This window comes from Nostoc sp. UIC 10630, assembly GCF_010747425.1.
Lineage (GTDB): Bacteria > Cyanobacteriota > Cyanobacteriia > Cyanobacteriales > Nostocaceae > Nostoc.
Genome location: NZ_JAAGOG010000138.1, coordinates 1 through 23,022, shown reverse-complemented (window position 1 = coordinate 23,022; position 23,022 = coordinate 1). Strand labels below are relative to the sequence as shown.

19 protein-coding genes and 2 pseudogenes are annotated in these 23,022 nt (G+C 40.2%); 9 read left to right on the top strand and 12 right to left on the bottom strand.

Features of this window, described 5'->3' with window-relative positions; translation table 11 throughout:
- Nucleotides 1–67 precede the first annotated feature (67 nt).
- Nucleotides 68–304, top strand: a complete 237-nt coding sequence (locus G1O98_RS26110) for a hypothetical protein (RefSeq protein ID WP_163933959.1) — start codon at nt 68–70, stop codon at nt 302–304.
- On the opposite strand, the gene G1O98_RS26105 is transcribed toward G1O98_RS26110, so the two are convergent.
- The 3 genes from G1O98_RS26105 to G1O98_RS26090 all read right to left on the bottom strand — a co-directional run bounded on the left by G1O98_RS26105 (nt 301) and on the right by G1O98_RS26090 (nt 7,224).
- A complete protein-coding gene (locus G1O98_RS26105) occupies nt 301–1,053 on the bottom strand; it encodes a PAS domain-containing protein (protein ID WP_163933956.1) in 753 nt (250 codons plus the stop codon). The genes G1O98_RS26110 and G1O98_RS26105 overlap by 4 nt on opposite strands.
- A gap of 484 nt (nt 1,054–1,537) precedes the next feature.
- Nucleotides 1,538–5,326, bottom strand: coding sequence for a PAS domain S-box protein (locus G1O98_RS26095; RefSeq protein ID WP_163933953.1), 3,789 nt, complete (start codon nt 5,324–5,326; stop codon nt 1,538–1,540).
- A 527-nt stretch (nt 5,327–5,853) separates the two neighbouring features.
- On the bottom strand, nt 5,854–7,224 hold the full coding sequence (locus G1O98_RS26090) for a pentapeptide repeat-containing protein (RefSeq protein ID WP_163933951.1): 1,371 nt from the start codon (nt 7,222–7,224) through the stop codon (nt 5,854–5,856).
- Nucleotides 7,225–7,409: 185 nt separating this feature from the next.
- Between G1O98_RS26090 and G1O98_RS26085 the strand changes: the two genes are divergently transcribed.
- Together G1O98_RS26085 and G1O98_RS26080 are read left to right on the top strand one after the other, a co-directional pair.
- The gene (locus tag G1O98_RS26085; RefSeq protein ID WP_163933948.1) at nt 7,410–8,177 is read left to right on the top strand and encodes an ankyrin repeat domain-containing protein; all 768 of its coding nucleotides are present in this window, start codon (nt 7,410–7,412) and stop codon (nt 8,175–8,177) included.
- A 107-nt stretch (nt 8,178–8,284) separates the two neighbouring features.
- Complete coding sequence (locus G1O98_RS26080) at nt 8,285–9,628, top strand: glycosyltransferase (protein ID WP_345940596.1); 1,344 nt, start codon at nt 8,285–8,287, stop codon at nt 9,626–9,628.
- 484 nt (nt 9,629–10,112) lie between these two features.
- Here the strand turns inward: G1O98_RS26080 and G1O98_RS26075 are convergent.
- The 3 genes and pseudogenes from G1O98_RS26075 to G1O98_RS26065 all read right to left on the bottom strand — a co-directional run.
- Nucleotides 10,113–10,364, bottom strand: a pseudogene (locus G1O98_RS26075) (MFS transporter); the annotation flags it as partial.
- Nucleotides 10,365–10,430: 66 nt separating this feature from the next.
- Nucleotides 10,431–11,822 (bottom strand): MFS transporter, encoded by a 1,392-nt coding sequence (locus tag G1O98_RS26070; RefSeq protein ID WP_163933943.1) that lies wholly within the window; start codon nt 11,820–11,822, stop codon nt 10,431–10,433.
- A 179-nt stretch (nt 11,823–12,001) separates the two neighbouring features.
- A pseudogene (locus G1O98_RS26065) lies at nt 12,002–12,208 on the bottom strand (DUF305 domain-containing protein); the annotation flags it as partial.
- 293 nt (nt 12,209–12,501) lie between these two features.
- Between G1O98_RS26065 and G1O98_RS26060 the strand changes: the two are divergent.
- The 6 genes from G1O98_RS26060 to G1O98_RS26035 all read left to right on the top strand — a co-directional run bounded on the left by G1O98_RS26060 (nt 12,502) and on the right by G1O98_RS26035 (nt 17,848).
- On the top strand, nt 12,502–14,763 hold the full coding sequence (locus G1O98_RS26060) for a heavy metal translocating P-type ATPase (protein ID WP_163933940.1): 2,262 nt from the start codon (nt 12,502–12,504) through the stop codon (nt 14,761–14,763).
- An 11-nt stretch (nt 14,764–14,774) separates the two neighbouring features.
- Nucleotides 14,775–15,671 (top strand): cupredoxin domain-containing protein, encoded by an 897-nt coding sequence (locus G1O98_RS26055; protein ID WP_163933937.1) that lies wholly within the window; start codon nt 14,775–14,777, stop codon nt 15,669–15,671.
- A 109-nt stretch (nt 15,672–15,780) separates the two neighbouring features.
- A complete protein-coding gene (locus G1O98_RS26050) occupies nt 15,781–16,194 on the top strand; it encodes a heavy metal-responsive transcriptional regulator (protein ID WP_163933934.1) in 414 nt (137 codons plus the stop codon).
- A gap of 236 nt (nt 16,195–16,430) precedes the next feature.
- Entirely contained in the window at nt 16,431–16,625 is a 195-nt protein-coding gene (locus G1O98_RS26045) for a heavy-metal-associated domain-containing protein (RefSeq protein ID WP_163933932.1), read from the top strand.
- A gap of 107 nt (nt 16,626–16,732) precedes the next feature.
- Entirely contained in the window at nt 16,733–16,939 is a 207-nt protein-coding gene (locus G1O98_RS26040; RefSeq protein WP_163933929.1) for a hypothetical protein, read from the top strand.
- 30 nt (nt 16,940–16,969) lie between these two features.
- Nucleotides 16,970–17,848, top strand: coding sequence for a hypothetical protein (locus G1O98_RS26035; protein ID WP_163933927.1), 879 nt, complete (start codon nt 16,970–16,972; stop codon nt 17,846–17,848).
- Nucleotides 17,849–18,074: 226 nt separating this feature from the next.
- Here G1O98_RS26035 and rppB read toward each other — a convergent pair whose 3' ends face one another.
- The 6 genes from rppB to G1O98_RS26005 all read right to left on the bottom strand — a co-directional run bounded on the left by rppB (nt 18,075) and on the right by G1O98_RS26005 (nt 22,841).
- On the bottom strand, nt 18,075–19,490 hold the full coding sequence (gene rppB, locus G1O98_RS26030; RefSeq protein ID WP_163933923.1) for a two-component system sensor histidine kinase RppB: 1,416 nt from the start codon (nt 19,488–19,490) through the stop codon (nt 18,075–18,077).
- Nucleotides 19,477–20,229, bottom strand: a complete 753-nt coding sequence (gene rppA / locus G1O98_RS26025) for a two-component system response regulator RppA (protein ID WP_163933920.1) — start codon at nt 20,227–20,229, stop codon at nt 19,477–19,479. The genes rppB and rppA overlap by 14 nt, the downstream gene beginning before the upstream one ends.
- 369 nt (nt 20,230–20,598) lie before the next feature.
- Entirely contained in the window at nt 20,599–20,946 is a 348-nt protein-coding gene (locus G1O98_RS26020) for a hypothetical protein (RefSeq protein ID WP_243458542.1), read from the bottom strand.
- Nucleotides 20,947–21,190: 244 nt separating this feature from the next.
- Nucleotides 21,191–21,679: a DUF2808 domain-containing protein gene (locus tag G1O98_RS26015; RefSeq protein ID WP_163933917.1), complete on the bottom strand. Its 489-nt coding sequence runs from the start codon at nt 21,677–21,679 to the stop codon at nt 21,191–21,193.
- A 364-nt stretch (nt 21,680–22,043) separates the two neighbouring features.
- Nucleotides 22,044–22,508, bottom strand: coding sequence for a DUF2808 domain-containing protein (locus G1O98_RS26010; RefSeq protein ID WP_163933915.1), 465 nt, complete (start codon nt 22,506–22,508; stop codon nt 22,044–22,046).
- Between the two features lie 126 nt (nt 22,509–22,634).
- The gene (locus G1O98_RS26005) at nt 22,635–22,841 is read right to left on the bottom strand and encodes a hypothetical protein (RefSeq protein ID WP_175586872.1); all 207 of its coding nucleotides are present in this window, start codon (nt 22,839–22,841) and stop codon (nt 22,635–22,637) included.
- Nucleotides 22,842–23,022 lie beyond the last annotated feature (181 nt).

Below are 23,022 nucleotides of genomic sequence, written 5' to 3'. Positions count from 1 at the left end.
GATTTTAAACGGAAACTTATTTTAGTTGATGTAGTTTCAAAATAAGACTTATATTATCTGTTGAACAATGCCAAGTAGTTACTTTACATCAATAGAAGAAAGAGAAAAAATATTTTGCACAGAACTAGTTAAGTACGGTGTGGAGTATGAAAAAGCGGTTATAGCAGCTAAAATTATAGCTTCTGGGCAAGGGGATGAGCATTTATCACCCTCAGAGATAAAAATTGTTAAAGATGCTTGCAAAAAGTGGTCAGAGCAGAATCAGAGGTTTAAGCGTTTGAAAGCTGTTGTAAATCAAATTTAGTTTAATAAATCCCTCAGCCAGCGTTCAACTCGATCAAAGATGCCAATCGTGCGATATTCCGTATCATAAACACCACCAGATGCTGGGTTAAGTGCTTCTTGAATAATTTCCCCAAGACGAGAGCGATCATCAGGATGCAAGCCTTCAAAAAACAACTCTATGCTAGTGTTGGCATCGGACGGTAGCCCGAACATGGCTTTGCAACCAGTGTCCCATTTCAACTCTCCTGTCACCAAATTCCAATCCCAAGTTCCCAATTGAGCAGAGGCGATCGCCATTTGTAAACGATCTTCATTGTCCCGCAGGGCTGACTCTGCAAGTTGGCGCTCGCTAATTTCTTTCTTGAGTTCAAGGTTAGCTGCTTCCAGTTGTGCAGAACTAGGTAGATTAAGTGCTTTCGGTATCAACGCACTCAACGTCAAAGATGTGTACACTGATACTAAAGCCGTAAGTGCTTTGATGAAACCACTGAGCCAGTAGGTAGGATACCATAGCGTCCAAATCTCGCTAAAATGGCTAGTACCGCAACTAATAATAAATGCCGCAAATAGTAGAAATATGGAGTTAAACGGCAAATCCTGACGCTGGCGAACAAAATAAATCAAGCTGATAGGAATTGAATAATAAGCAAGCGCAATTAAACTGTCGGAAAGAATATGTAGACCTAATAACTCTGGTTTCCAAAGATAGCAATGACCGTGAGGAATAAACTGCTTATAAGCAACAATACCGTTCCAGAATTCTAGCATCAGGCTAATATCAGGTTTTTTACATATTATAGTTTATTTATATTAGTATTTATTTATACGTTATTTTAGATTAAAAGGATAAGAAGAGCTACGTTGGCCAGACAATTTAATTCTGGTTTGCCAACCTGCACATAGCCCACAACTCAATCCCATCGAACGGGTTTGGGAATTTATCAAACAGCAGCTCAGTGGAGAAATTTTTACGACACTTCAGCAATTACGCGATGGCCTGCAACAAGTTCTTGAAAAAACCACCCTAGAGCAAATCTGCTCATTGTCATCTTACAATTTCATTCTTGAAGCCCTATTCTATGCAGCTTCATATTAAATTGCTATCAGGCGGTAAATTTCTGGCTCCCCAACAGTATCAATGGTGTATTCAATTACTCGCACCATAATTCTCAATACGGTTTGGATAAGCTCTTGAGGCTCCCTTGGTCTGACATAGTTTAACCCCAATTCCGTAATCCTATGTTAAATTTTTTTATTGTATTGGAATAATAATTATAAACTCAGTTCCTGCTCCTGGTGCAGAAATACACTGGAGTTGCCCCCGATGATTTTTGACGACTATCTGGTAGCTAATTGATAACCCCATACCAATGCCTTTACCCACAGGTTTGGTAGTAAAGAAAGGGTCAAAGATATGATTAAGTACTGTGTCGGTCATTCCTGAACCATTGTCAGCAATACTAATTATGCACTCATCCTCTTGAACTTGGGTACGAATGCAAATTTTGAGGATTGAGGATTTGCAATGCTCTTTTGGCAGTTCCAAATCCTGAGTCTCTAGTCCATCTTCTAGAGCATCAATAGCATTAGCCAACAGATTCATAAACACCTGATTCATCTGTCCAGCATTACATAACACCTTTGGCAGGTTGCCATATTCCTGAAGAACTTGGATTTCGGGACGTTGTGGTTTACTTTTCAGGCGACTTCGCAGTAGCAGCAATGTGCTATTAATGCCTTCATGAATATCCACAGCCTTGGTAGTATTTTCATCTAGACGGGAGAAATTGCGTAAAGATAGGACAATCTGCCGAATGCGTTCAGCACCGGCTTTCATTGAATCTAAAACTTTAGGCAAATCTTGGTAGAGAAAATCTAAATCAATTTCTTGGATTTGCGTTTCAATCTCTGGTGATAGTGGAGAGTGGTGTTCTTGAACCATTTCTACCAAGTGCAGCAAATCTGTGACATATTCATTGGTGTGGTTGATATTTCCATAGATAAAATTGATGGGATTATTAATTTCGTGAGCAATGCCTGCTACTAATTGCCCCAAACTGGACATTTTTTCAGTTTGAATGAGTTGAGCCTGAGTCTGTTGAAGTTCTAGCAAAGTCCTTTCTAGCTGCTGTGCTTTATCTTGGGCAGTTTGGGCAGCAAGGCGACTCTGTGTGTAAAGTTTCGCTTGATCAATAGCGATGGCTAATTGAACTGTCACAGCTTGTAGCAATTCTACTTCCGTTTCTTGCCAGGGTCGGAAGCCACTACAGTAACCACAGATGAAAGCGCCAATTTCACCAGATTGAGTGTGTACAGGCAAAGACATAAAAGCTGTGAAACCGAAATCATTTAAAAACTGCTGTATTGTGAGATCGCCACCAGTCTTAGGATCATCGATGCAGATGATTTCTTTGTTCAAGGTTTTTGCTGCGATTATTTCAAATTCTATATGAATTGCTTCGACTGTTAACAGACTGGTTAAAGTAGAATGTTCTGCTTCATATACACATTCCCAATAAGGTAGATCAGTATTTTGCCGATACCAAAAGAAAGCGCAGTAATCAATATGGAATAAGTTGCGGATTTCCTCTACTGCGGTTTTTAAAATGTAATTGAGTTCCAAAGAAGCTCGAATTTGGCTGGCAAGGCGGTTAAGCAGTGCTTCCCGTTGAGCAATAGCTCTATATTTAGCCTCTGATGTGCGGAGGGCGGTTTCGGTACACTGGCGTTGTAGTTCTGCGGTAGCTCGTGCTGCAAAGATGCTGAGAATAGCTTTGGCACGTTCTTCCTGTAATATCGGTTTTGTATCTAATACGCAAAGATGGCCTATGGGTATACCAAATGTATCGACAAGAGGCGCTCCCAGATAACTTTCTGCTTCTAGTGTCACTAAACGCTTGGAACCGGGAAAAAGTTGCTGTACATTACAGGGGTAAGAACGCATTCCCTCCTGTAAAACAACTTCGCAAGGAGTATTAGCTAAGGCATACTCGACAAGACTTTCTGAAAGCTTGCCACTCTCCCAGAATGATAAAACTCTAGCTTTACCAGAGTCTCCCGTGATTCGCTCTGCTAGTATGACATAGCAGACTCCCAGAGCATTTGCCAAGTGACGCACTAAGACAGGAAAAAATTCTTCACCTGTGACTGCTGCGGTTCCAGCTACCAAAGCTTGCATTGCTTCCTCTGCTTGTTTGCGCTCAGTGATATCTTGATAAACGCCACGATAACCCAGGTAATTGCCGGATGTATCAAAAAAAGGAACTCCATTGGTTTCTAGAACAAGGAGTTGTCCGTTTTTATGAAGGGTCTTATTTTCAAAATTAATTAGAGGCTGTTTGGAGTTGATTAGAACTTGAAAAATCTTTTGTACTCGGGTTGCTTCTACTAGTGGCATCAATTCAAAAGGAGTTTTGCCTAAAACTTCCTCTGGTTCATACCCCAAAATGTCAGCAATTTTTTGGCTGACGTAAGTGTAAACGCCCTCTTGATCTAACTCCCACACTCCATCATTGGTAGTTTCTACAAGATGACGAAAACGGGACTCACTTTCTGTGAGTGCAATTTCTGCTTGTTTGCGCTTAATGCCAATAGCAATTTCTTGGGCGGCAAATTCTAGGGCATTAAAAACAGATTCCGTCATTATTTGACAAGAAAACATCGCAATAACGCCTACAGTCTCACCTTCAATAATTAGAGGATAGCCAGCAAAAGCAACCATACCCTCACGCTTTGCCCACTCTTGATTGCTGACGCGGGGATCTGTTAGTACAGAGTTAGTCAAATGGGGTTTGCCTTCTTGGGCAATTAAACCAATTTTGAATTGACCAACCCGCACCCGTCTATGAGGCCCGTCAACATGGGTGTACATTCCAGAACTGGCTTTCAAATCTAGGACATTTTCCTGTTTGTTCAGTATCCAGATGCGAGCAAAGGCTGCATTTATATGTTCGACTAACGCTTCGGTACAACGGCGCATCATATACTCTAACGTTTGACTCTGGGCAAGAGCAGCGTCTACATCAGCACGAAAATTCGCTAATCGCGATCGCTGGGCTAGTTCCTCTTGTGCGTGTTTGTAATCGCTTGTATCATGGCAAATGCCAACGAAATACAAAAAATTTCCGTTAGCATCTTTTATGGCTGATGAGTTGCTTGTATGCCATTGCCAAGTGCCATTTTTATGTTTTATTCGATATTCAATTGCATCTTGCTTTTGACCTGTTGTCAAAACTCTTTCAAAATAATCTGCACAGATTGGTAAATCATCGGGATGTATGAAAGGAGCAAATGATTTTCCTATAACCTCCTCAACCTCATGCCCTAAGATTTCAGTCCAGTTAGGAGAAACATAAGAAAATATTCCCTCAATTGTCAGTGCAAAAATAAGATTATTACTATTTTCTACAATTTTCTTAAAATCAATATTATTATTTACTGATGCTACTTGCTTCTGTTGGAATAAAAAAATTATTATTTCTTGTTCTGGCAATGGTAAAAACCGGGCTTCAAAATTGCTATTTTCTTCTATAGAAAAATACCCAAATTGTACTAAAGACTTACTTGTTATTACTTGGATAATGGCTTCTTGGTAACGGCTTCTTATAGTAGATGGTAAATAGTCTAGGAAATTTTTACCTATAACTGCTTCTGTTAGTTTGTTTATAATTTGTGGATTTTTTCGCTGGTAATCTAGGATATTGGCATCAGCATCAATCCGAAAATATAGCTCATTATTTGGTTGAAGAATTGTTTGATTTTCTAAGGCTTTTTGGCAAAAGTCTGCTTCACTTTTTTGACGGGTTGCAATTTCATTATTTAGTTGAGTCAGTACTTTTTTTAATTCCGCCGCTTGTTCTTTAAACGCTATTGCTAGAGATGAATTTGCTATCTCTACGGAGTCTGATGATATTTGTATCAAAAGAGGAATGCACTTGGAGATTTCATGGCTGAGGATATCTTCAATTTTAGCTTGTTGACATTTGTCTGAATTATCTATAGATGCATCAATTGCTTGCTTGTTTCTTATAGTCTTGTCCATTTATGTAATGGGATATTCCGGTTTTTAAGTAACCATATTTACCTAAATGTTTTAGGAAATTATTTAATGACAAGTTGAATAATTGTGGTTCTAAATTTTTTTATGTTTAACTATCATTTAACTTGTATCATTAATAAATTTATAATTTATATTAATTTAGTTAAAATTTTAAAAGAATCGTAAAATCACTGAAATTATCAGGTTTAGACGAATGGCACGCTTGTAAAGCTCTAAACTATGCAGGATAAGCGCTATAGCTTTTAAGGTTCTGAGGCGGGGCAGACGATTATCCTTGAGAAACTGCTGCTCCCGTTTACCGCCAACTCAGGTAAGTGTAAATAAATTGCACAGAATTAACAAGGTACACCAAATCGATGGAAAATACGAGTCCCAAATTGTAAGAATTTATTAATTGTGTACAAATCTGTTTTCGGGTAGATGTCCCAGCATAATCTGTTGCACAGATGCAAGTATTAAGCGTAAGCGTAGCTCGCCGCAGGCATCGCTTCTTTCCTGATAACTGTACTTCAAGATTGTTTTGCGGTATCGTTTGGTTTACTGAAATCAGCGAACTCCCCCGAAGCAAACACTTCTTTATTGTTATCAGGTTTGCGAAGTGGATCAGGGTTATATGCAGTGGGAAGCCGTATATAAACGTATTCACATCTCACCCCATCAAATTTAGTATCGGTGGTAATGCCCCAATCTTGAATGTATGCTCCAGTAAGAGTAGCGCCGGTCAAGTCGGTTCCGTTAAGCTGTGCTTGTACTAGCTTTGCTCTGGATAAATCTGCATCTTGTAAATTCGCTTGACTGAGGTTTGCACCAATAAAACTGGCATCTATCAAATTAGCTCCTTTAAAGTTAATTCCGCTTAGGTTTTCACGATCAAAATTACTGTCCTGTCCAACACCTGTCTCTAACACGCTTACCACTTGTGCTTTTTGAAGGTAAGTTGTTCCAGGGCGAACAAAGTCGAGTTTTTTAGTTTTGTTGAAACAGGTACGAATTAGAATGGCTTTTCTAAAATCTGTACTTTTTAGTGTGGCGGCTGTGAAATTAACATCAGTTAAATCAGAAGAGCGAAAGCTGGTACCACCAATAGCTGCAAAAGCAATAGCAATGTTCCGAATCCAAGAGTATTTTTCATCTCCTTCTATTGCTCTGCGACCAATGTTAGCACTAAATAAAATTCCGGCGACGGCTAAGACGAAGGCTAAGACGAAGGCTCCGAGGAAGGCGAAGACGAAGGATAATGAAGCGGCGATTCCGGTTCCGCCTCCGAGGAAGGCGAAGGCGAAGAATCCGAGTCCATTGAAGACGAAGGCTAAGGCTCCAGCTCCGGCGTTGGCAATAGCTAAGGCGATGGAAACAGCTAAGGCGAAGTCTCCGGCGACGGCTAAGGGGCAAGCGTTGGCAAAGGCGACGGCGAAGGCTAAGGTGACGGCTAAGGTGAAGGCTAAGGTGAAGGCTAAGGCTAAGGTGAAGGGAAAGGCGACGGCAACAGCTAAGACGACGGTTAAGGCTAAGGTGACGGCTAAGGCTGATTTTAATCCTTGGTCAAGGATAACTATAAATAAAACAATCACTACTATTAAGGAAGTCCAGCCGACAACCTGATTTAGTGGATGTGGACTGTCAAATATAAAAGCTATGAATAATCCAGTGAAGGCTGAGAAAAATCCTGAAATTCCAGATAGCACCCAAGAAACACAAACTAAAAAAATAGCCCAACGCTTTTGTAGTCCTGCCTTAGCACCTGTGAAGTTTGCACCCTTTAGATTAGCCCCACTAAAATTAGCACTCCGAATATCAGCGTAACTAAAATTTGCCCCCTCAAGGTTTTGTCCTTTGAAGGAGCGCCCACGAAGATTTTGACCAAAAAAGTCCTGGTGCATAGTTGGGTACTGGATGTCAATTTACTTTTGCTACAGTCATACCAATATTGATTCCGTAATTTCAACGTTTGAAAGCGCTTTTATTTTTATATTGCCTCCGGCAAGAGGTAGATGCGCGAACAATTCTTTTTTGTTCAAAGTCCAAAAAATACTCTTGTGTATAGGTTTTTCTCGGGAAATTAGTCATGTTTCAAATATCACGCGGACTGCGTTCTGCTTTGAGAATTCTAGTTGGTCTAATTTGGATTTTTTCAGCGTTTTGCTTTTTACTATTGACTCGCATACCAGTGCTGCTTCCTTGGTTGGCTGTTCTGCCTGACTGGTTGGCTAGGATTGCTATATCCTTTGTGGTTAGTCCAGGGTTTATAATTCTAAGCTGCATTCTCGTTGCGTTGAGCAGTTTATTACTTTGGCATCGATTTTCTAATAAATGGGCAACTATCTTTGCAATCCTTATCCCATTCCTACTCTTCATTGGAACTGTTCTATTTGGTGACATCGATACTCAGGGAACACAACGATACGTTACTGATGCGGCTCAACGCGGCGATGTGAGGAGTACTCGTGAACAGATATTAGTTCGGGGTGGATCGGTTAATCAATTGAAAGCATTGATTTATGTGGGGACAAATGTAAATGTGCGCGATCCACAAGGGCGTTCTGCGCTTTACTGGGCTGGATGGGCTGGAGGAAAGCCAAAAGTTAAGCTACTGCTTCAAGCAGGGGCTAAACCTGATGGAAGGGCACTGGTAAATGCTGCCTTTTGGGGAAGCTTAGATGCCATCAAACTAATGTTTGAAGCGACCTCTGATGATGGGAAAGCGCTGGTAACAGAGGTGGGCAATCAAGCGCTGGAGGCAAACAAGACCCACACGAGCGCAAGTGCCTCAGATCGGGCACAAATTGCTCAGATGTTAATAGCACGAGGAGCAAAGTCGAATGACCAGAAGTAACAGAGGCAACTGTTCTCTTGAGATTTTTTTTACAAATCAGCGCTCCCTAATAAGTAGCAATTAGCGTTGCTTAAAGCCAATCTTGAGCCAGTAAATTAGTACAATTTTTGAATCATTACGTTTTCAGCAGGAAAAAGCATTTGAGCCAAAGTCTACCTATAGCACCAAGCCGAAAACTGAAGATTACGATCCTAACAGTAGGTTCAAGGGGAGACTTGCAACCATACTGTGCTTTGGCTATTGGCTTGAAACGTGCTGGGCATGAAGTAACGGTTGCAACGCATGAGAACTTTGAACCATTTGTGAGGAAGTTCGATTTAAAATTTGCGCCAATCGCTGGCAATATGCAAGAGTTTTTGCAATCCAAACAAGGGCAGCGATTGATTGCGGGAGAAAAGTTGAAAAAAGAAGAGGGAGATAAGCTTTTACTTCAACAGTTGGAATCAGCTTGGAGTGCGTGTCAGGGAAGTGAGGTAATTATTTACACGCCGTTAGCTACCTTTGGATATCACATTGCAGAGAAATTAGGCGTACCTTGCTTTTTTGCATCAGTTCTGCCGTTGACTCCCACAGGGATGTTTGGGTTTTTGAAATTTGCTCAAACAACTAAAAACCCGTTAAAGAAAGCGATTAATTATGCCAGCTACTTGTTAGTAGAGTTCTTGTACTGGCAAAGATATCGTTCACTGCTCAATCACTTCAGAACAGAAACTTTGAAATTGCCGCCTTTACCATATTTGGGCAGACGCTTCAGACAGAAGACTCCGGCAAATGTATCACGAATCCCTGTATTGTATGGATTTAGTTCGCACGTCATCCCAAAACCTCGTGATTGGCCGCATTGGGCGTATGTGACTGGTTTCTGGTTTATTGAGCAAGCCTCCGAATACGAGCCACCTATCGAACTAGAGGATTTTCTTGGGCGAAAGCAATTGCCTTTGTGTTTTGGGTTCGGCAGCATGACGATGCCCAATCCAGAATATCTCACACATTACATCGTGGAAGCCTTAAAGAAAACCCATCAAGGCGGGATTATATTATCAGGCTGGGGTAATGTTGGAAGAACGGTGAATATAAAAGATTCGCTACGAGTGTTTGTGATCAAGGAAGTTCCGCATGATTGGTTATTTCCTCAAGTGCCAGCAGTAGTGCATCACGGAGGAGCTAGTACAACAGCAGCAGTGTTACGTGCAGGGACACCATCAATTACTGTACCTTTTTTCGCAGATCAGCCAGTTTGGGGTGAAAAGCTAACTCGTTTGGGAGTCAGCCCTGCGCCGATACCGTACAAGAAAGTGTCAGATAAAACTTTAGCAGCAGCGATTGAAATCGTATTGGGCGATGAGGTAATGCGGGAGAAAGCACAAGAGTTGGGTGAGAAGATTAGGGGTGAAGATGGTGTGGCGAATGCAGTTGAAGCATTTCATCGACATTTGGGGTTGATTGGGTGAGAAATCCCAGATAATTGAAGAAGAAGTCAGAAGACAGCATTAATGGTAAGAGACGATCGTTTTTAGTCAAGGTGAATTGCTTGAAATTGTATAGCGATTTTTTAATTTGTTGCTCCACTAACTATGTGGAGGTGAATTAATGGAAAAGAAAAGTTGGCGATCGCTACAATCAATGTTTGCAGTACTTATACAGAGGTGTGAATACCTACTATTGTATAAAATAAATTTTAGTGAAAGGTAATAAATGTAACTTTATATACTCTATTGAGATGAATAACTCAGTAGAGTATTTTTTTAAGAGTCACTGCTCTCAATATACTTGAATTTAACGGAGAGTCTGACCACATTCACGCATTAAGTAGGTTGGCGCAATTAAAGCTAACTGGTGAAGGCTGTCATTTGTCCTTTGTCATTGGTCATTAGTAAGGACTTTAACCCTATTTAAGTTTCGTAATATACTTGGGTTTTTCCGCGCCAACTTACTTAGTGGCCCGGTGAATGCGCCGATGGTGTCCAGAGACTGGCGTAAACCGTAGGTAGCTCCACGATTAGTGCTATCGGTAACATCTGCCACTATTGCATCGCGGAGAGCTACACGAATTCCCTTGCCAACGCGATCGCCAAAACGAGACATCAATACCCAAGCAGGACTAGTTGCCAATGCGAACAGGGGTTTAACGAAGGTAGATAGCCCGTAACCAGCGACAGCCAATCGCTTACGCTGTCCTAAATAATCGCGAACTACACGAAGAAGCCTTTGATACTTCAGTGCCTCATATCTACATGAGTCAAAGCATTCACTTTAATGATTATGCCGATGGTGAATGTCCCTTGTGTGAGGGTGAGTGTGATAGAGAAGCGTCGTGTGTTCGTGAAAATGGTTGTGAGGTTCTTCTATAACTATACCCTCATCGTGGCTATGCTGATGGTGTTCATCATGGATATGTTGATGTTTATGCAAAGTAAGATAGTGTATATGTTCGTGTTCATGGAAATGAGGTGAGAGAGTAATTTGCACTACGACTAGCAGCATTAAGCCTACTAAACTGCCGTAAAAAAACTCTCGCTCGGCAAAATTACTTCCTAACCAACCTGCAAGAGGGTATGAGATTGCCCACCAGAGATGACTCCAGGCAAAGTGTGCGCCATAAACTCGTCCTTGTGCAGCAGTCGGGATACGATCTGCAATTAATGTCTGGGTGGGTAAGTTCACTAAACTTTGCCCTGCACCCGCCACCAACCATAAAAGCATCAGTGGTGCTAAATTCACGTAGTTGGCAGGCAATAAAGCCAAGGTGATCAAAGTTGCACCGATCAAAACAAACGTTGTACGTGGCAAACTTCTATTGAACGTACCAAAAATAAATGCACACAGGGTTGCACCAATCCCAAAAGCCGCCATTACCCATCCGTACTGCACTTCTCCCAATTTGAGTGTACCTTCGACATAGCCAACAGTATTTACTAAGATTTGCGCTCCGGCAATTGATGCGACTAACTGTATCCCTAGCGCATAACGAATAGGTGCATCTGTAAGCAGGCGAGTTGTACCGTCTTTAATGTCTGCCCATGTTCGGCGTGTTGTTCTGGAAGGCTGTTGATTTTGTGTAACTACGAGCTGACCTGGTAGGGTGAAGATTAAGACTGCTGCGATCGCAAAGCTGAGAGCATCTAAAAAGAAAACTTGTCTTGCACCAATGAAGGCGGCGACACTTCCAGCGATACCAGGGCCAAGTACACCAAGTAATTGATAAGTAGCAGCCGAAAGAGCGATCGCCCCTGCATAATCATTCTCACCCGTAACTAATGGAATTGTGGCTTGGTAAGTTGGGGTGAAGAAAGCATTAAAGACGTTAAGCGCAAATATCAATACGTAAACTTGCCAAATTTGCGTCACAAAAGGCAACAGACCCACAATTAACATTCTGAATATGTGGGTAACAACCATGATTTTCTTACGGTCGAGGTGGTCTGCGATCGCACCTGCAAAGGGAGACAGCAATACAAAAGCAGTGACACGTAGAGTCAAAGCTACTGAAAGCACAACCGCCGCATTTTTTCCAGCTAACTCAAAGGCCAGAAGGGCTAAACCCACCCAAGTAAGTGCATCGCCCAATAAACTAGTGGTCTGAGCAGTGTACAGCCTTGCAAATACCGGATTTTTCAAGCTGTGGAAAAATGTCAAGGTATTCATTTATCAGAGGGCATAGTTACACAAATCTTTTATATCAAGATTTTAACAGAAATGGGGGGAGGGGGCATATTCCTCAAAATCAGAAAATTGCCTTGCCAAGACCATTTTCACCACTCTGCTGTTTTCTCGGAGGAGTGTGTGTTTATTAGTTATAGCTGTGATGTTCCTGTAGCAACCATCATTGCCATGCTGTGGTTCATCATGCCACTACCCTGATTCATCATGCCGTCATGGTTCATCGGTTGCTTATCGCTAGTATCGATAGCAGTGTTAGTAGGGTTTGGTGCTTGGCTTTCGTTTTGGGAAGTGGGCGTAGAACAGGCTGTCAACACCCTGCTGGAAAAACAAGCGATCGCTAGCAAAGCAAATGGCAATGGCAACTGCATAAGTCATTGCAGGATCTGGCTACCGTGTAGATATTATTGTCACAAAGTGGCTTGGAAATGCGGCAGTCATCTGGTTCCATTAGTATTTGCCTTTATTTCGCTGCTGGTATTGATAGCAATTTGAGCCACATATTCGACCATCTACATCCCTAAATGTAAGCACTAGTATCGCTGTCTCTAATATCTGCTTGAAAAAATTTTCACCACGACCCTTGACTCTCCAGTGTACTGGAGCATTCAAGATGAAATTAGTTAGGTATTAGTTAGCGCCATTTAGTCATTGGAGTAGTCAGATGGAAAATACCACACTCAAACTGCGCGGCATGAGTTGTGCCTCTTGTGCCAGCAGTATTGAAGACGCGATTAATTCTGTCCCCGGTGTCAATGAATGTATCGTGAATTTTGGAGCAGAACAGGCAACAGTTAAATATGACCCTAGAAGAACTGATTTAGAAGCCATTCAAGAAGTGGTAGATGCAGCAGGTTATTCTGCCTACCCACTCCAAAAACAAAACCTGATGACGGGAGAAGATGATGCCGAGAAAAGATATCGCTTAAGAGAATCCCGCGATTTAATGCGAAAAGTGATGGTAGGGGGCATCATTAGCACTGTGTTGGTCATAGGTTCACTGCCCATGATGACAGCGTTGCACTTACCCGTTATCCCAGCATGGTTGCACAATCCTTGGGTACAGTTGATACTCACTACCCCAGTACAGTTTTGGTGTGGTTACTCCTTCTACATCAATGGTTGGAAAGCTTTAAAACATCACGCTGCTACAATGGATACCCTAATTGCTTTGGGTACAAGTGCAGCGTATTTTTATTCGCTATTTCCCACCTTATTTCCCAGCTTTTTCATCAATCAGGGGTTAACACCAGATGTGTATTATGAAACTGCTGCTGTCGTTATTACCCTAATTTTGCTAGGAAGACTATTTGAAAATCGCGCTAGAGGACAAACTTCAGAAGCTATCCGCAAGCTGATTGGTTTGCAAGCTAAAACAGCGCGTTTGATTCGCAATGGACAAGAAGTAGATGTCCCAATAGAAGAAGTAATTATTGGAGATGTAATACTGGTTCGTCCTGGTGAGAAAATTCCTGTTGACGGGGAAGTAATTGAGGGAGCATCCACAATTGATGAAGGGATGGTGACAGGGGAAAGTGTGGCTGTCAAAAAGCAACCAGGCGATGAGGTGATTGGAGCTACCATCAACAAAACTGGGAGTTTCAAGTTTCGGGCGACACGAGTTGGAAGTGATACAGTGCTGGCGCAGATTGTCCAATTAGTACAGCAAGCTCAGGGTTCCAAAGCTCCAATTCAGAGATTAGCAGACCAAGTAACTGGATGGTTTGTGCCTGCGGTAATTGCGATCGCCATCCTTACCTTTATCATTTGGTTTAATTTTACAGGCAACGTTACTTTGGCGCTGATCACCACAGTTGGGGTACTAATTATCGCCTGTCCTTGTGCGCTGGGTTTAGCCACACCAACTTCTGTAATGGTGGGAACTGGTAAAGGTGCGGAAAATGGCATTTTGATTAAAGGTGCTGAAAGCCTAGAACTAGCGCACAAAATCCAAACAATCGTGCTGGACAAAACTGGAACCATCACTCAGGGTAAACCAACAGTCACCGATTTTGTCACCGTCAATGGTACTGCTAATGGCAACGAAATGAGGTTGGTGCAACTTACGGCATCTGTGGAACGCAATTCCGAACATCCATTGGCAGAAGCGGTTGTGAGATATGCCCAATCTCAAGAAGTGACGTTAGCAGATGTCAAAGAGTTTGAAGCAATTACAGGTAGTGGTGTACAAGGTATAGTGTCTGGTCATCTTGTGCAAATTGGTACGCAACGATGGATGTCAGAATTAGGCATTGACACCCAAGCCTTACAACAAGATAAAGAGCGTTTGGAGTATCTAGGTAAAACTGCAATTTGGATTACCGTTGACGGACAAATTCAAGGATTGATGGGTATTTCTGATGCCATCAAACCCACCTCCATACAGGCAATTCGCGCTTTGCAAAAACTGGGTTTAGAGGTGGTGATGCTCACAGGTGATAATTACCGTACCGCAGAAACCATTGCCCGTGAAGTTGGTATCGAGCGTGTTTTGGCAGAAGTCCGCCCCGACCAAAAAGCCGCTACAGTGCAAAAATTGCAATCAGAAGGAAAGATTGTAGCAATGGTTGGTGATGGTATCAATGATGCACCAGCGTTAGCCCAAGCGGATGTGGGAATGGCAATTGGCACAGGTACAGATGTAGCGATCGCCGCTAGTGACATCACACTCATCTCCGGTGACTTGCGAAGTATTGTCACTGCCATTCAACTCAGCCGCGCTACGATTCGCAATATTCGTCAAAACTTATTTTTTGCTTTCATTTACAACGTTGCCGGCATTCCAATTGCTGCGGGTATTCTCTTCCCCATCTTCGGTTGGTTGCTTAACCCCATCATTGCCGGTGCAGCAATGGCATTTAGTTCGGTTTCAGTTGTGACAAATGCCCTACGTCTGCGGAAATTTCAAGCTAAAGCAGTAGTATAAGGAGGTAGCAAATGTTAAGTAAAATAATTATTGGCAGTATAGCAAGCTTGGGATTGGCATTCAGTGTTGCTTCAGATCAAGTAGTTGCACAGATGAATCATCAAATGCCAACTACCGAGCGAGCAAAGATAACTCAGTTCCGCCGCATTGAGCAACCATTCTCGGTAAAAGGTGCAGTTACAACAGTCGGTCTGGGGTTAATCGGACTAGAAATCTGGTGGTTTCTCCTAAGTAAACCAAAGTCCCAAAAAGCCGAAGCCCATGATGGTATTCAAGAAGTTGGTATTACTGTAGATGGAGGCTACGAACCTAGTCGAATTCTAGTCAATGCAGGTCAAAGAGTCCGCCTTAATTTCCTACGTCGTGACCCTAGTAGTTGTCTTGAAGAAATACGCCTACCTGATTTCCATATCGCCAAAAACCTACCACTCAACGAAGTCACATCCGTTGAGTTCACACCCGACAAAGCTGGTAATTATACTTTCAACTGCGGTATGAATATGTTCCGAGGAGTTATAGAAGTTCAACCTACTGACTCCACTGCAAAAGCAACTCCAGTAACTACTACTCAGCAGATCCAACCAGAGCTTTCTTTGCCTACAGAGTCAGCAACAAAAGCAGTAAAAACACCAGAAGGCACTCAAGAAGCGACTGTTACGGTTGAAAAGGGTTATAAACCGGAGCGAGTAATTGTAGAGGCGGGACAACCAGTAAGATTGGACTTCCAACGTCACAATCTAAGCAAGTGCTTTAATAAATTGCTAATACCGGACTTTGACTTAGCCGTTGACCTTGCTCCTAACCAAACCACTTCAGTGGAATTTACTCCTAAGTATCCTGGTGAATATGAGTTCACCTGCGGTATGAAAATGTATCGTGGTGTTGTGGAAGTAAAACCTGCCACATAATCCAGTAGCAAATAATTAGCAAGATGATCCTGTTCTCACTTGACTCTCCAGCTAACTGGAGAGTTTAAGATAAGGTAAATAAACTTATTTAACATGAGAGCAGCTAAGTATGTTAGTCCAAGAAGCACCAAAACTCATTGGTAATGTTGCTAAGTCTAGCGGTGTACCAATTAAAACTATTCGCTACTATGAAGAACTTGGTCTACTCAAATCATCAGCAAGAACAGAAGGTGGATTTAGATTATTTAACTCTGATATTTTGGAGCGACTGCACTTTATTAAACGCGCTCAAAGCTTAGGATTAAGCTTGTCAGAGATTAAGGAATTTTTAAATGTTCATGATAGAGGGGAGTTACCTTGTGAGCATATTAAAATTAAACTAGAAGATAAGGTAAAAGTTATTGATGAACAAATTCAGCAATTACTGATTCTGAGGCAAGAATTATCAGGATTAGTTTCTGGTTGGGAAGCAATACCTGAAAATCCTGAACAAACAATTTGTCCTATTATTGAAAGAAATTAAACAATCAAGCTGTCCGTTTGATTTTTTGTCAGCATATCAACGCATTAATCTAAGTTGATATGCTGATTTTATATTGATATAAATTATTTCTAAATAAATTAGTTGTTTTTTCAATTTTACCTCTTGACTCTCCCGTAAGCTGGAGAGATTAAACTAATTTAAGTTGAGTAGATTAATCGTATATCTACTCAACGATTTTCAGAAAATTAGTTATCCTAAATAAGGAATTTAATCCTATGACGCTGCAACTAACGGTTCCCAAACTGGCTTGTTCTGCTTGCGCGAATACTATCACCAAAGCAATTCAATCAATTGATTCTACAGCAACAGTGCAAGCTTATACAAAAACAAAACTTGTTAGTATAGAAACTCAAGCACCTGAAACTAAAATTAAAGAAGTAATAGCTGCTATAGGCTATCCATCTGTTTAGGCTTTTGAGTTTTTTATACTATTAGCAATTAGCATTTGACTAATTCCTGATAGTCAAATATCCATTTCAGAAAAGTCCTTCTGCTTTTAGCAAGAGATGTGACTTATATGGGCTTGCTTTTTCTGATTCCACTGACGATTGGTCTAGGAGTTAGTTATCTGTTTAAAAATTCTGTTAACGACATGGCGGAACTAACAAGTTTATTTACAGTTGCTTGCCTAATTGTCAGTTTAATCTTAGCACCTTGGCAACTAAAGGTTGTAGTTCTAATGCTTGCCATCTTGACTCCCAGACGAATTCAGACTTTTGAATAACTTCAATTATTAAAAAATGGAGCAAAATCAATGAATCGATTTCTAAATGCAATTGCTATAACTACTACTTTGATACTGGCTCAAAGTTGCTCCTTATTACTTAGAGACGAAGGGAAACCAATATCTGCTGCGACACATCAGTATGAGGAGCATTCAATGGGTGAGATAAATCACAGAGAACATTCCACAAGTGGCGCGGGTGATGGGAAGAAAGCATTTACTCTGGCAAAACTCAAAGTTTCAAGCATCATAACCCCCAATAAAAGTATTCCGATAGTGATTGACGTTCAAGATTCGGATGGGAAAGCGATAGCAAATTTTGACACTTTCCAAGAAAAGCTCATGCACCTCATTCTTGTCAGTGATGATCTTCAGTTTTTTAGTCATCTTCATCCCACATATAAAGGAAATGGGCAGTTTGAAGTTGCAACCCGTTTTCCGCAAGCAGGCAGTTACACGTTTTTTAGTGACTACAAACCTGCTGGTCAAACAGAACAAGTCTCAGTATTGAAAACACAAGTTCCTGGAAACAGTATTGCTGTGCCAGAAATTGACCTAAATCGCAGTAAAACGTTCAATGATACTAAAGTCAATCTCACTGTTTCTGAACCCACTGTGAAAGCAGGTAAAGAAGTCACTTTGATGTTTAAATTACAAGATGCTTCTAACAATCAATTGCTTACAGACTTGCAGCCATACTTGGGAGAAAGAGGACATTTAGTCATTTTACGCCAGTCAACCCCATTAAAAGCAGAAGATTATATTCATGCTCACGCGCTAAAAGATACCCCTGCTGGACAGGTTCATTTTATGACTAGCTTTCCTCAACCAGGAAAGTATAAACTCTGGGGTCAGTTTAATCGCAATGGCAAAATCGTCACAGCTGATTTTTGGATAAATGTTGTTTAATTTAGCTGATATTTTATCAGTATAACGAGAAGTGCAAAACTCTTGTGTTTTTAACTTTATATGTACACAGTACTCTATGCGAATTTACCACCCAAATGGGTGGTAAATTCCTCATAATTCGCAAATGCTTTATGCAGTGAATGAGAACAATACTGTCTTTCAATCGCAGAATGAAGGTAAGACCTGGAAAGAGTTAAATTAACTATCTATTCTCTACGTAAGACCTTTATTTAGATTGGCGTAAGCGGCGAAACAGCCATTTAAATGGGGAAAAAGAGCGATCGCTGTTTAGGTGGATAACATTAAACGGTAGTTCGATGGTAAAAGTAGTACCTTTACCTAATTCGCTTTGCACATTCAAACTACCCTGGTGTACCTGAACAATTGCAGAGGCGATCGCCAATCCTAATCCAGAACCACCAGTGCTACGAGAGCGATCGCTATTCACGCGATAAAAGCGATCGTAAATTCGAGTCAGTTCCTTCTCTGGGATACCAATACCCGTATCATGAACCCTAATCACAGCATAATGGTCACTACAACTCAGGCAAACCGTAACCTCCCCTCCTTTGGGTGTATACTGAATTGCATTGACAATTAAATTAGAAACCAAACGATAAAGCTGGTCACTATCACCGACAATATTTACTGGCTTATTTATCTTGATGCTAGATTGCAGCATTACGCCTGCTGCAATTGCCATTGCTTCAAATTCCTCAACTAAATCACTGACAATATCATTTAGACAACATTGTTCTAGTTGTATTGGCAAGTGTTGCCTATCTAGACGAGCCAATAATAATAAATCTACAACCAAAGTAATAAGTCGCTGATTCTGACGGTGGATAGTTCGCAGAATATCCCGCGTTTCTTCTTCATCCAGTTGCGGCATTAAGAGCGCTGATTCTACCGTTGCGCCTGTTGCAGCTAAAGGCGTTCGCAATTCGTGTGCTGCATCTGCTGTAAACTGTTGAATTTGTCGATAAGATTGATAAATTGGCTGCATAGCTAATCCTGATAGCCACCAACTAGCAACTGCAACCATAGCCATTGCGATGGGCAATCCCAAACCTAAACTTAATTTCACACTATCCAGATAACGATTAAATTCTTCAAGACTTCGCCCCACTTGCATATAGCCCCAATCCCGATGATCTTGGGTGTGTAGCATTAAAGAATTTTGATGATAATCATTGCCTTTGTTGTCTTTGAGAAATAACCATTTTTCATTCCTGAAGACAGTAGACAGTCCTTCTGGATAATTGCCAGTAGTAGCAATCAAGCGTCCTGAAATATCAAAAAAACGCACATAGTAGTGATCTTTATTAACTACACCAAGAAAATGGCGTTTAGTATCTGACTGCTGTTGAGTACAGCCGGCTCCAATTCTACATAGATTTATATTTGGGAATAGCTGCTGTACAACAGGTTCCAAACTCCCAGGTTGCCTGAGCTTAAATTCAATAGTGTCATGAAGTGTTCCGGCTACAGACTCAATTTCACTGTCTAAGGCCACCACATGGGCATAGAAAACAGCTCTGTAGAAACCAAAAGCACAAACACTTAAAATTGAACCCATGACGAGGGCATACCACAGAGCTAAACGAACACGAGTTCCTCGAAACAGTTTATTTTGATTCATTAGTCACATTCAGACGATATCCCATACCGTGCAAAGTTTCAATCGGGTTAGCGCAGTCAAAGCAGGCTAGTTTGCGACGCAACAAACGTACTTGCGCTGCTACCACATTGCTAGCAGGTTCTGCACTCACTTCCCAAAGCTGATTGCGAATCTGTTCCGTGGTAACAATTTGATTGGGGTGCTTCATAAAATATTCCACCAGTTGGAATTCTTTATTAGTTAAAGAAATTTCCTGTTTTTCCCCTGTCGTATTTTGACCGACAACTGTACTATTGCTGTAATCTAAAGTAAAGTTACCAACGGTTAGTTGTTGAGGTTGTAAGTGGGGATAACGCCGCTGCAATGCCCGCAACCTTGCCAGTAATTCTGCCATTCCAAAAGGCTTCACCAAGTAATCATCAGCACCCGCATCTAAACCAGTAACTTTATCTTCCATGCTATCTCTAGCTGTGAGCATCAAGACAGGCAGAGAATTTCCTTCTAAACGCAACCTTTTACACAATTCCAAACCAGTAAATCCTGGGAGCATCCAATCTAAAATCGCCACTGTATATTGTGCCGAACTATTTTCTAAATATGCCCATGCGTCATTACCATCCATTACCCAGTCAACTAAATATTTTTGTTGCTTCAGCGTTCGCTTAATAGCAGCGCCCAAATCTGACTCATCTTCGACTAGCAGTATCCGCATATCAAATTGAAAGGTAAGAGGTTCGTGGCAATTTTGTGAAATCAGCATAGTTAATAACAGGGTTATCCCTTAGAAACAGATTGACAGAAGTTTATGAAATTAGGATGAAATTTTGGGTTATTAAATAATGTATACGAGCAAGCTATCTAAGAGTATAAAGAGATGCCACGCCTTGGTAGTAGATAATCTATAAGAAAAACTCAGTACATTTTATTGCTCGATTGGTGTGAGTGATACTCAGTTAGAGAAGTTAACAAGTCTAACTAATTACAATAGGTCTACTGAGTTATTTTTTATTCTGACAGGTAACGATGAAATCAAGATGAAATATTAAGTCAGCTCATAAAATCTCTAATTGCACTTAACCCCAACTACAATACACAAATCAAAAGCTAGGGTTTTGATTTAGTTTATGTACTAACAAATAAGTATTAGTTTGGCTACTGGTTCCGAAAAAGCTACTGTAGCTTTTCTGTTGTTAATGGAAACCGTTGTCGAAATTTTTTGACTTAATTTATTTTGGACTTCAATTCCTTTATCAATACTTACCCCCTCTAGTAAATAAATCGTCAATTCTGAAAGAGCTTTACCTTGGACATGAACATCAAACTTATGAATAGCATCTTGAGTACGAGCATTATTAGGAACAGCAGCACTATTTCCGAGAGGGGAAAATTTAGCATCATTTGGATTTTTCGCCCAAGCAGTAGGAACTGAAGATCCAATAAATAAGGTAAAGGCAAATGTGTAAATCAGCTTTTTCATCAATATTTTCCTTCTTTTGTTAATCGGTAATTATCTCTATATCTATAATTGTGAAAGGTATTGATGAAATACAGATAAAATCTTTTTATCTTACGTAAGATTTAAAATATAGTTGTTAATTATCAATAATTTAAAATTATTAATAATATTTGGAAAATTGTGTTAAAAAATCAAAAAAGCTCCTGAGATTTAACTTATCGATAAGTTAAATCTCAGAAACTTTATTTATTGAATAGCGCTAAGTTTAAGGATTTATACGAAATCTAGCTACACCTATAGGTATTTCTGCATTAGTGCCAACAAGATTAGCAGATAGATGGTAGACAGGGCCATTACCAAGAAATGGTTGTTTGACATTCTTGATGTCAATTTTTAATTTAGTATTAGGGACAATTGGTTCTGTAAAAGCTAACAGTATAGTTTTGCCATTTACAGAAACATTAGTATTAATTTTGCGACCATTTTCTTCGTTTATAACAACATTATTAGTATCATAACTCCACCTGACAGTATTTGGAACTTGAATTTTTAACTGCGAAACACTCTTGCTATTTTTGGGAACGTGTACTCGCAAAGTATGTCTAACAGCCGACCAGCGAGTCTGAGGAAATTGAGAGTTACCATCAACATGAGGAACATTACCATCGTCTTCATTAGCACTTGCATAGTTGGCAGGAATTAAAAGTGCAGCAGCTAGAGTAGATATAGCAACGTAAACTAGCACTTTCTTCATGTTTTCTCCTCACTTAATTATTAATGTCAGCAAATCAAAATGAACCTGTGATAAATCAATACGTAACAATCTGGTAAAACTAAAATTAACTACCTTCTATGTTTCTTAATTTTCACAAGGTAAAAAAAAGATTAGGTGTAAAGGTTTTAAGTTTTTACACTCTTATACCTTGTAATCCCAACATTTTCAAAAATTTCTATGAAAAGTCAGTCTACGCTTACACGTTAATTAAAAGAAGTTAGAAATATTACCGTTAACTTGTTTACCGTTTGAAGTCCAAAAGGTATACTTACCTTTATTGATAAGTTTGGCAGGTCTAAATGAAATCAAGATGAAATTTTTGATGAATGTCAAAATTTAAGGATTAAAATGTAGGGAATTGAGCTACACCAACGGGAATCTCTATCTCACTACCAACAACCTTTGCTGAAAAGTGGTATACAGAAGCTGGTCCTGTCACTGGTTGTTGAACTTGATTAAAATTAACTAAGAGTTTAGTGTTAGAAATAATCTTTTCAGGGAAATCTATAATAATCTGTTTGCCATTGACGGAAATATTAGTATTAATTTTCTGACCATTTGCATCGAAGACATCAATGTTATTACTCACTGCTACAGTAGATGGAGTTTCAATAATAAGTTGGGAAAGATGGTTGTTGCTTTGAGGGATGTTTAACCGAAAAGTATGTTTGACAAGCCGCCAACTATTAGCAGGATATTGCAAGTTATTATCAATATTAGTCTCTTTAGCACTTGCATGACTAAGGGAAAAGAAAGCTGTAGTGGCAAGAGCAAACACTGTACTTGTGTAAATCAATGTTTTCTTCATCTGGAATTTATAAATATTTTTTATGTAAAATAAGCTACACGGCTTTGCTTATTGAACGAACCTTTACATTATGAGTTTGACAGGTCACGATGAAATCAAGATGAAATTTTGGCTGGTTTGGGAAAATTATTCATTGATGTTATGGTAGGTAGCCAAAGATGGAGGAAAACTGCGGTTGATGTAGCGAAAAATCCAATATTTGAAAATTGTATTTATGACAAATTGGACAGTAGCAATAAATAGTAAAATCAGACTTTTATTTTCTGGAAGACCAAAATGCTTTGAGGTGTTTTCTAAAATTATTTCCCAACATAGTAGAGTGATAGCCGACAAAAATATATAAAAAACTTCCTGCTTTAGACAGGATTTAATGCTGGGATAAATTCCTAAATTTAAATTTTATAATGAGAGAGCAAGTCAGGTCAAGATATAGAGTTTAATTTTGAATATAAAGTTGGAGACAATCAGAAATATTTGGAATTTTTAATAATTAATCATTTTTTTAAATTGATAA

Coding starts and splice junctions, on each gene's coding strand:
- G1O98_RS26110 (WP_163933959.1), top strand. CDS start 68: ATGCCAAGTAGTTACTTTACATCAATAGAAGAAAGAGAAAAAATATTT.
- G1O98_RS26105 (WP_163933956.1), bottom strand. CDS start 1,053: ATGCTAGAATTCTGGAACGGTATTGTTGCTTATAAGCAGTTTATTCCT.
- G1O98_RS26095 (WP_163933953.1), bottom strand. CDS start 5,326: ATGGACAAGACTATAAGAAACAAGCAAGCAATTGATGCATCTATAGAT.
- G1O98_RS26090 (WP_163933951.1), bottom strand. CDS start 7,224: ATGCACCAGGACTTTTTTGGTCAAAATCTTCGTGGGCGCTCCTTCAAA.
- G1O98_RS26085 (WP_163933948.1), top strand. CDS start 7,410: ATGTTTCAAATATCACGCGGACTGCGTTCTGCTTTGAGAATTCTAGTT.
- G1O98_RS26070 (WP_163933943.1), bottom strand. CDS start 11,822: ATGAATACCTTGACATTTTTCCACAGCTTGAAAAATCCGGTATTTGCA.
- G1O98_RS26060 (WP_163933940.1), top strand. CDS start 12,502: ATGGAAAATACCACACTCAAACTGCGCGGCATGAGTTGTGCCTCTTGT.
- G1O98_RS26055 (WP_163933937.1), top strand. CDS start 14,775: ATGTTAAGTAAAATAATTATTGGCAGTATAGCAAGCTTGGGATTGGCA.
- G1O98_RS26050 (WP_163933934.1), top strand. CDS start 15,781: ATGTTAGTCCAAGAAGCACCAAAACTCATTGGTAATGTTGCTAAGTCT.
- G1O98_RS26045 (WP_163933932.1), top strand. CDS start 16,431: ATGACGCTGCAACTAACGGTTCCCAAACTGGCTTGTTCTGCTTGCGCG.
- G1O98_RS26040 (WP_163933929.1), top strand. CDS start 16,733: ATGGGCTTGCTTTTTCTGATTCCACTGACGATTGGTCTAGGAGTTAGT.
- G1O98_RS26035 (WP_163933927.1), top strand. CDS start 16,970: ATGAATCGATTTCTAAATGCAATTGCTATAACTACTACTTTGATACTG.
- rppB (WP_163933923.1), bottom strand. CDS start 19,490: ATGAATCAAAATAAACTGTTTCGAGGAACTCGTGTTCGTTTAGCTCTG.
- rppA (WP_163933920.1), bottom strand. CDS start 20,229: ATGCTGATTTCACAAAATTGCCACGAACCTCTTACCTTTCAATTTGAT.
- G1O98_RS26020 (WP_243458542.1), bottom strand. CDS start 20,946: ATGAAAAAGCTGATTTACACATTTGCCTTTACCTTATTTATTGGATCT.
- G1O98_RS26015 (WP_163933917.1), bottom strand. CDS start 21,679: ATGAAGAAAGTGCTAGTTTACGTTGCTATATCTACTCTAGCTGCTGCA.
- G1O98_RS26010 (WP_163933915.1), bottom strand. CDS start 22,508: ATGAAGAAAACATTGATTTACACAAGTACAGTGTTTGCTCTTGCCACT.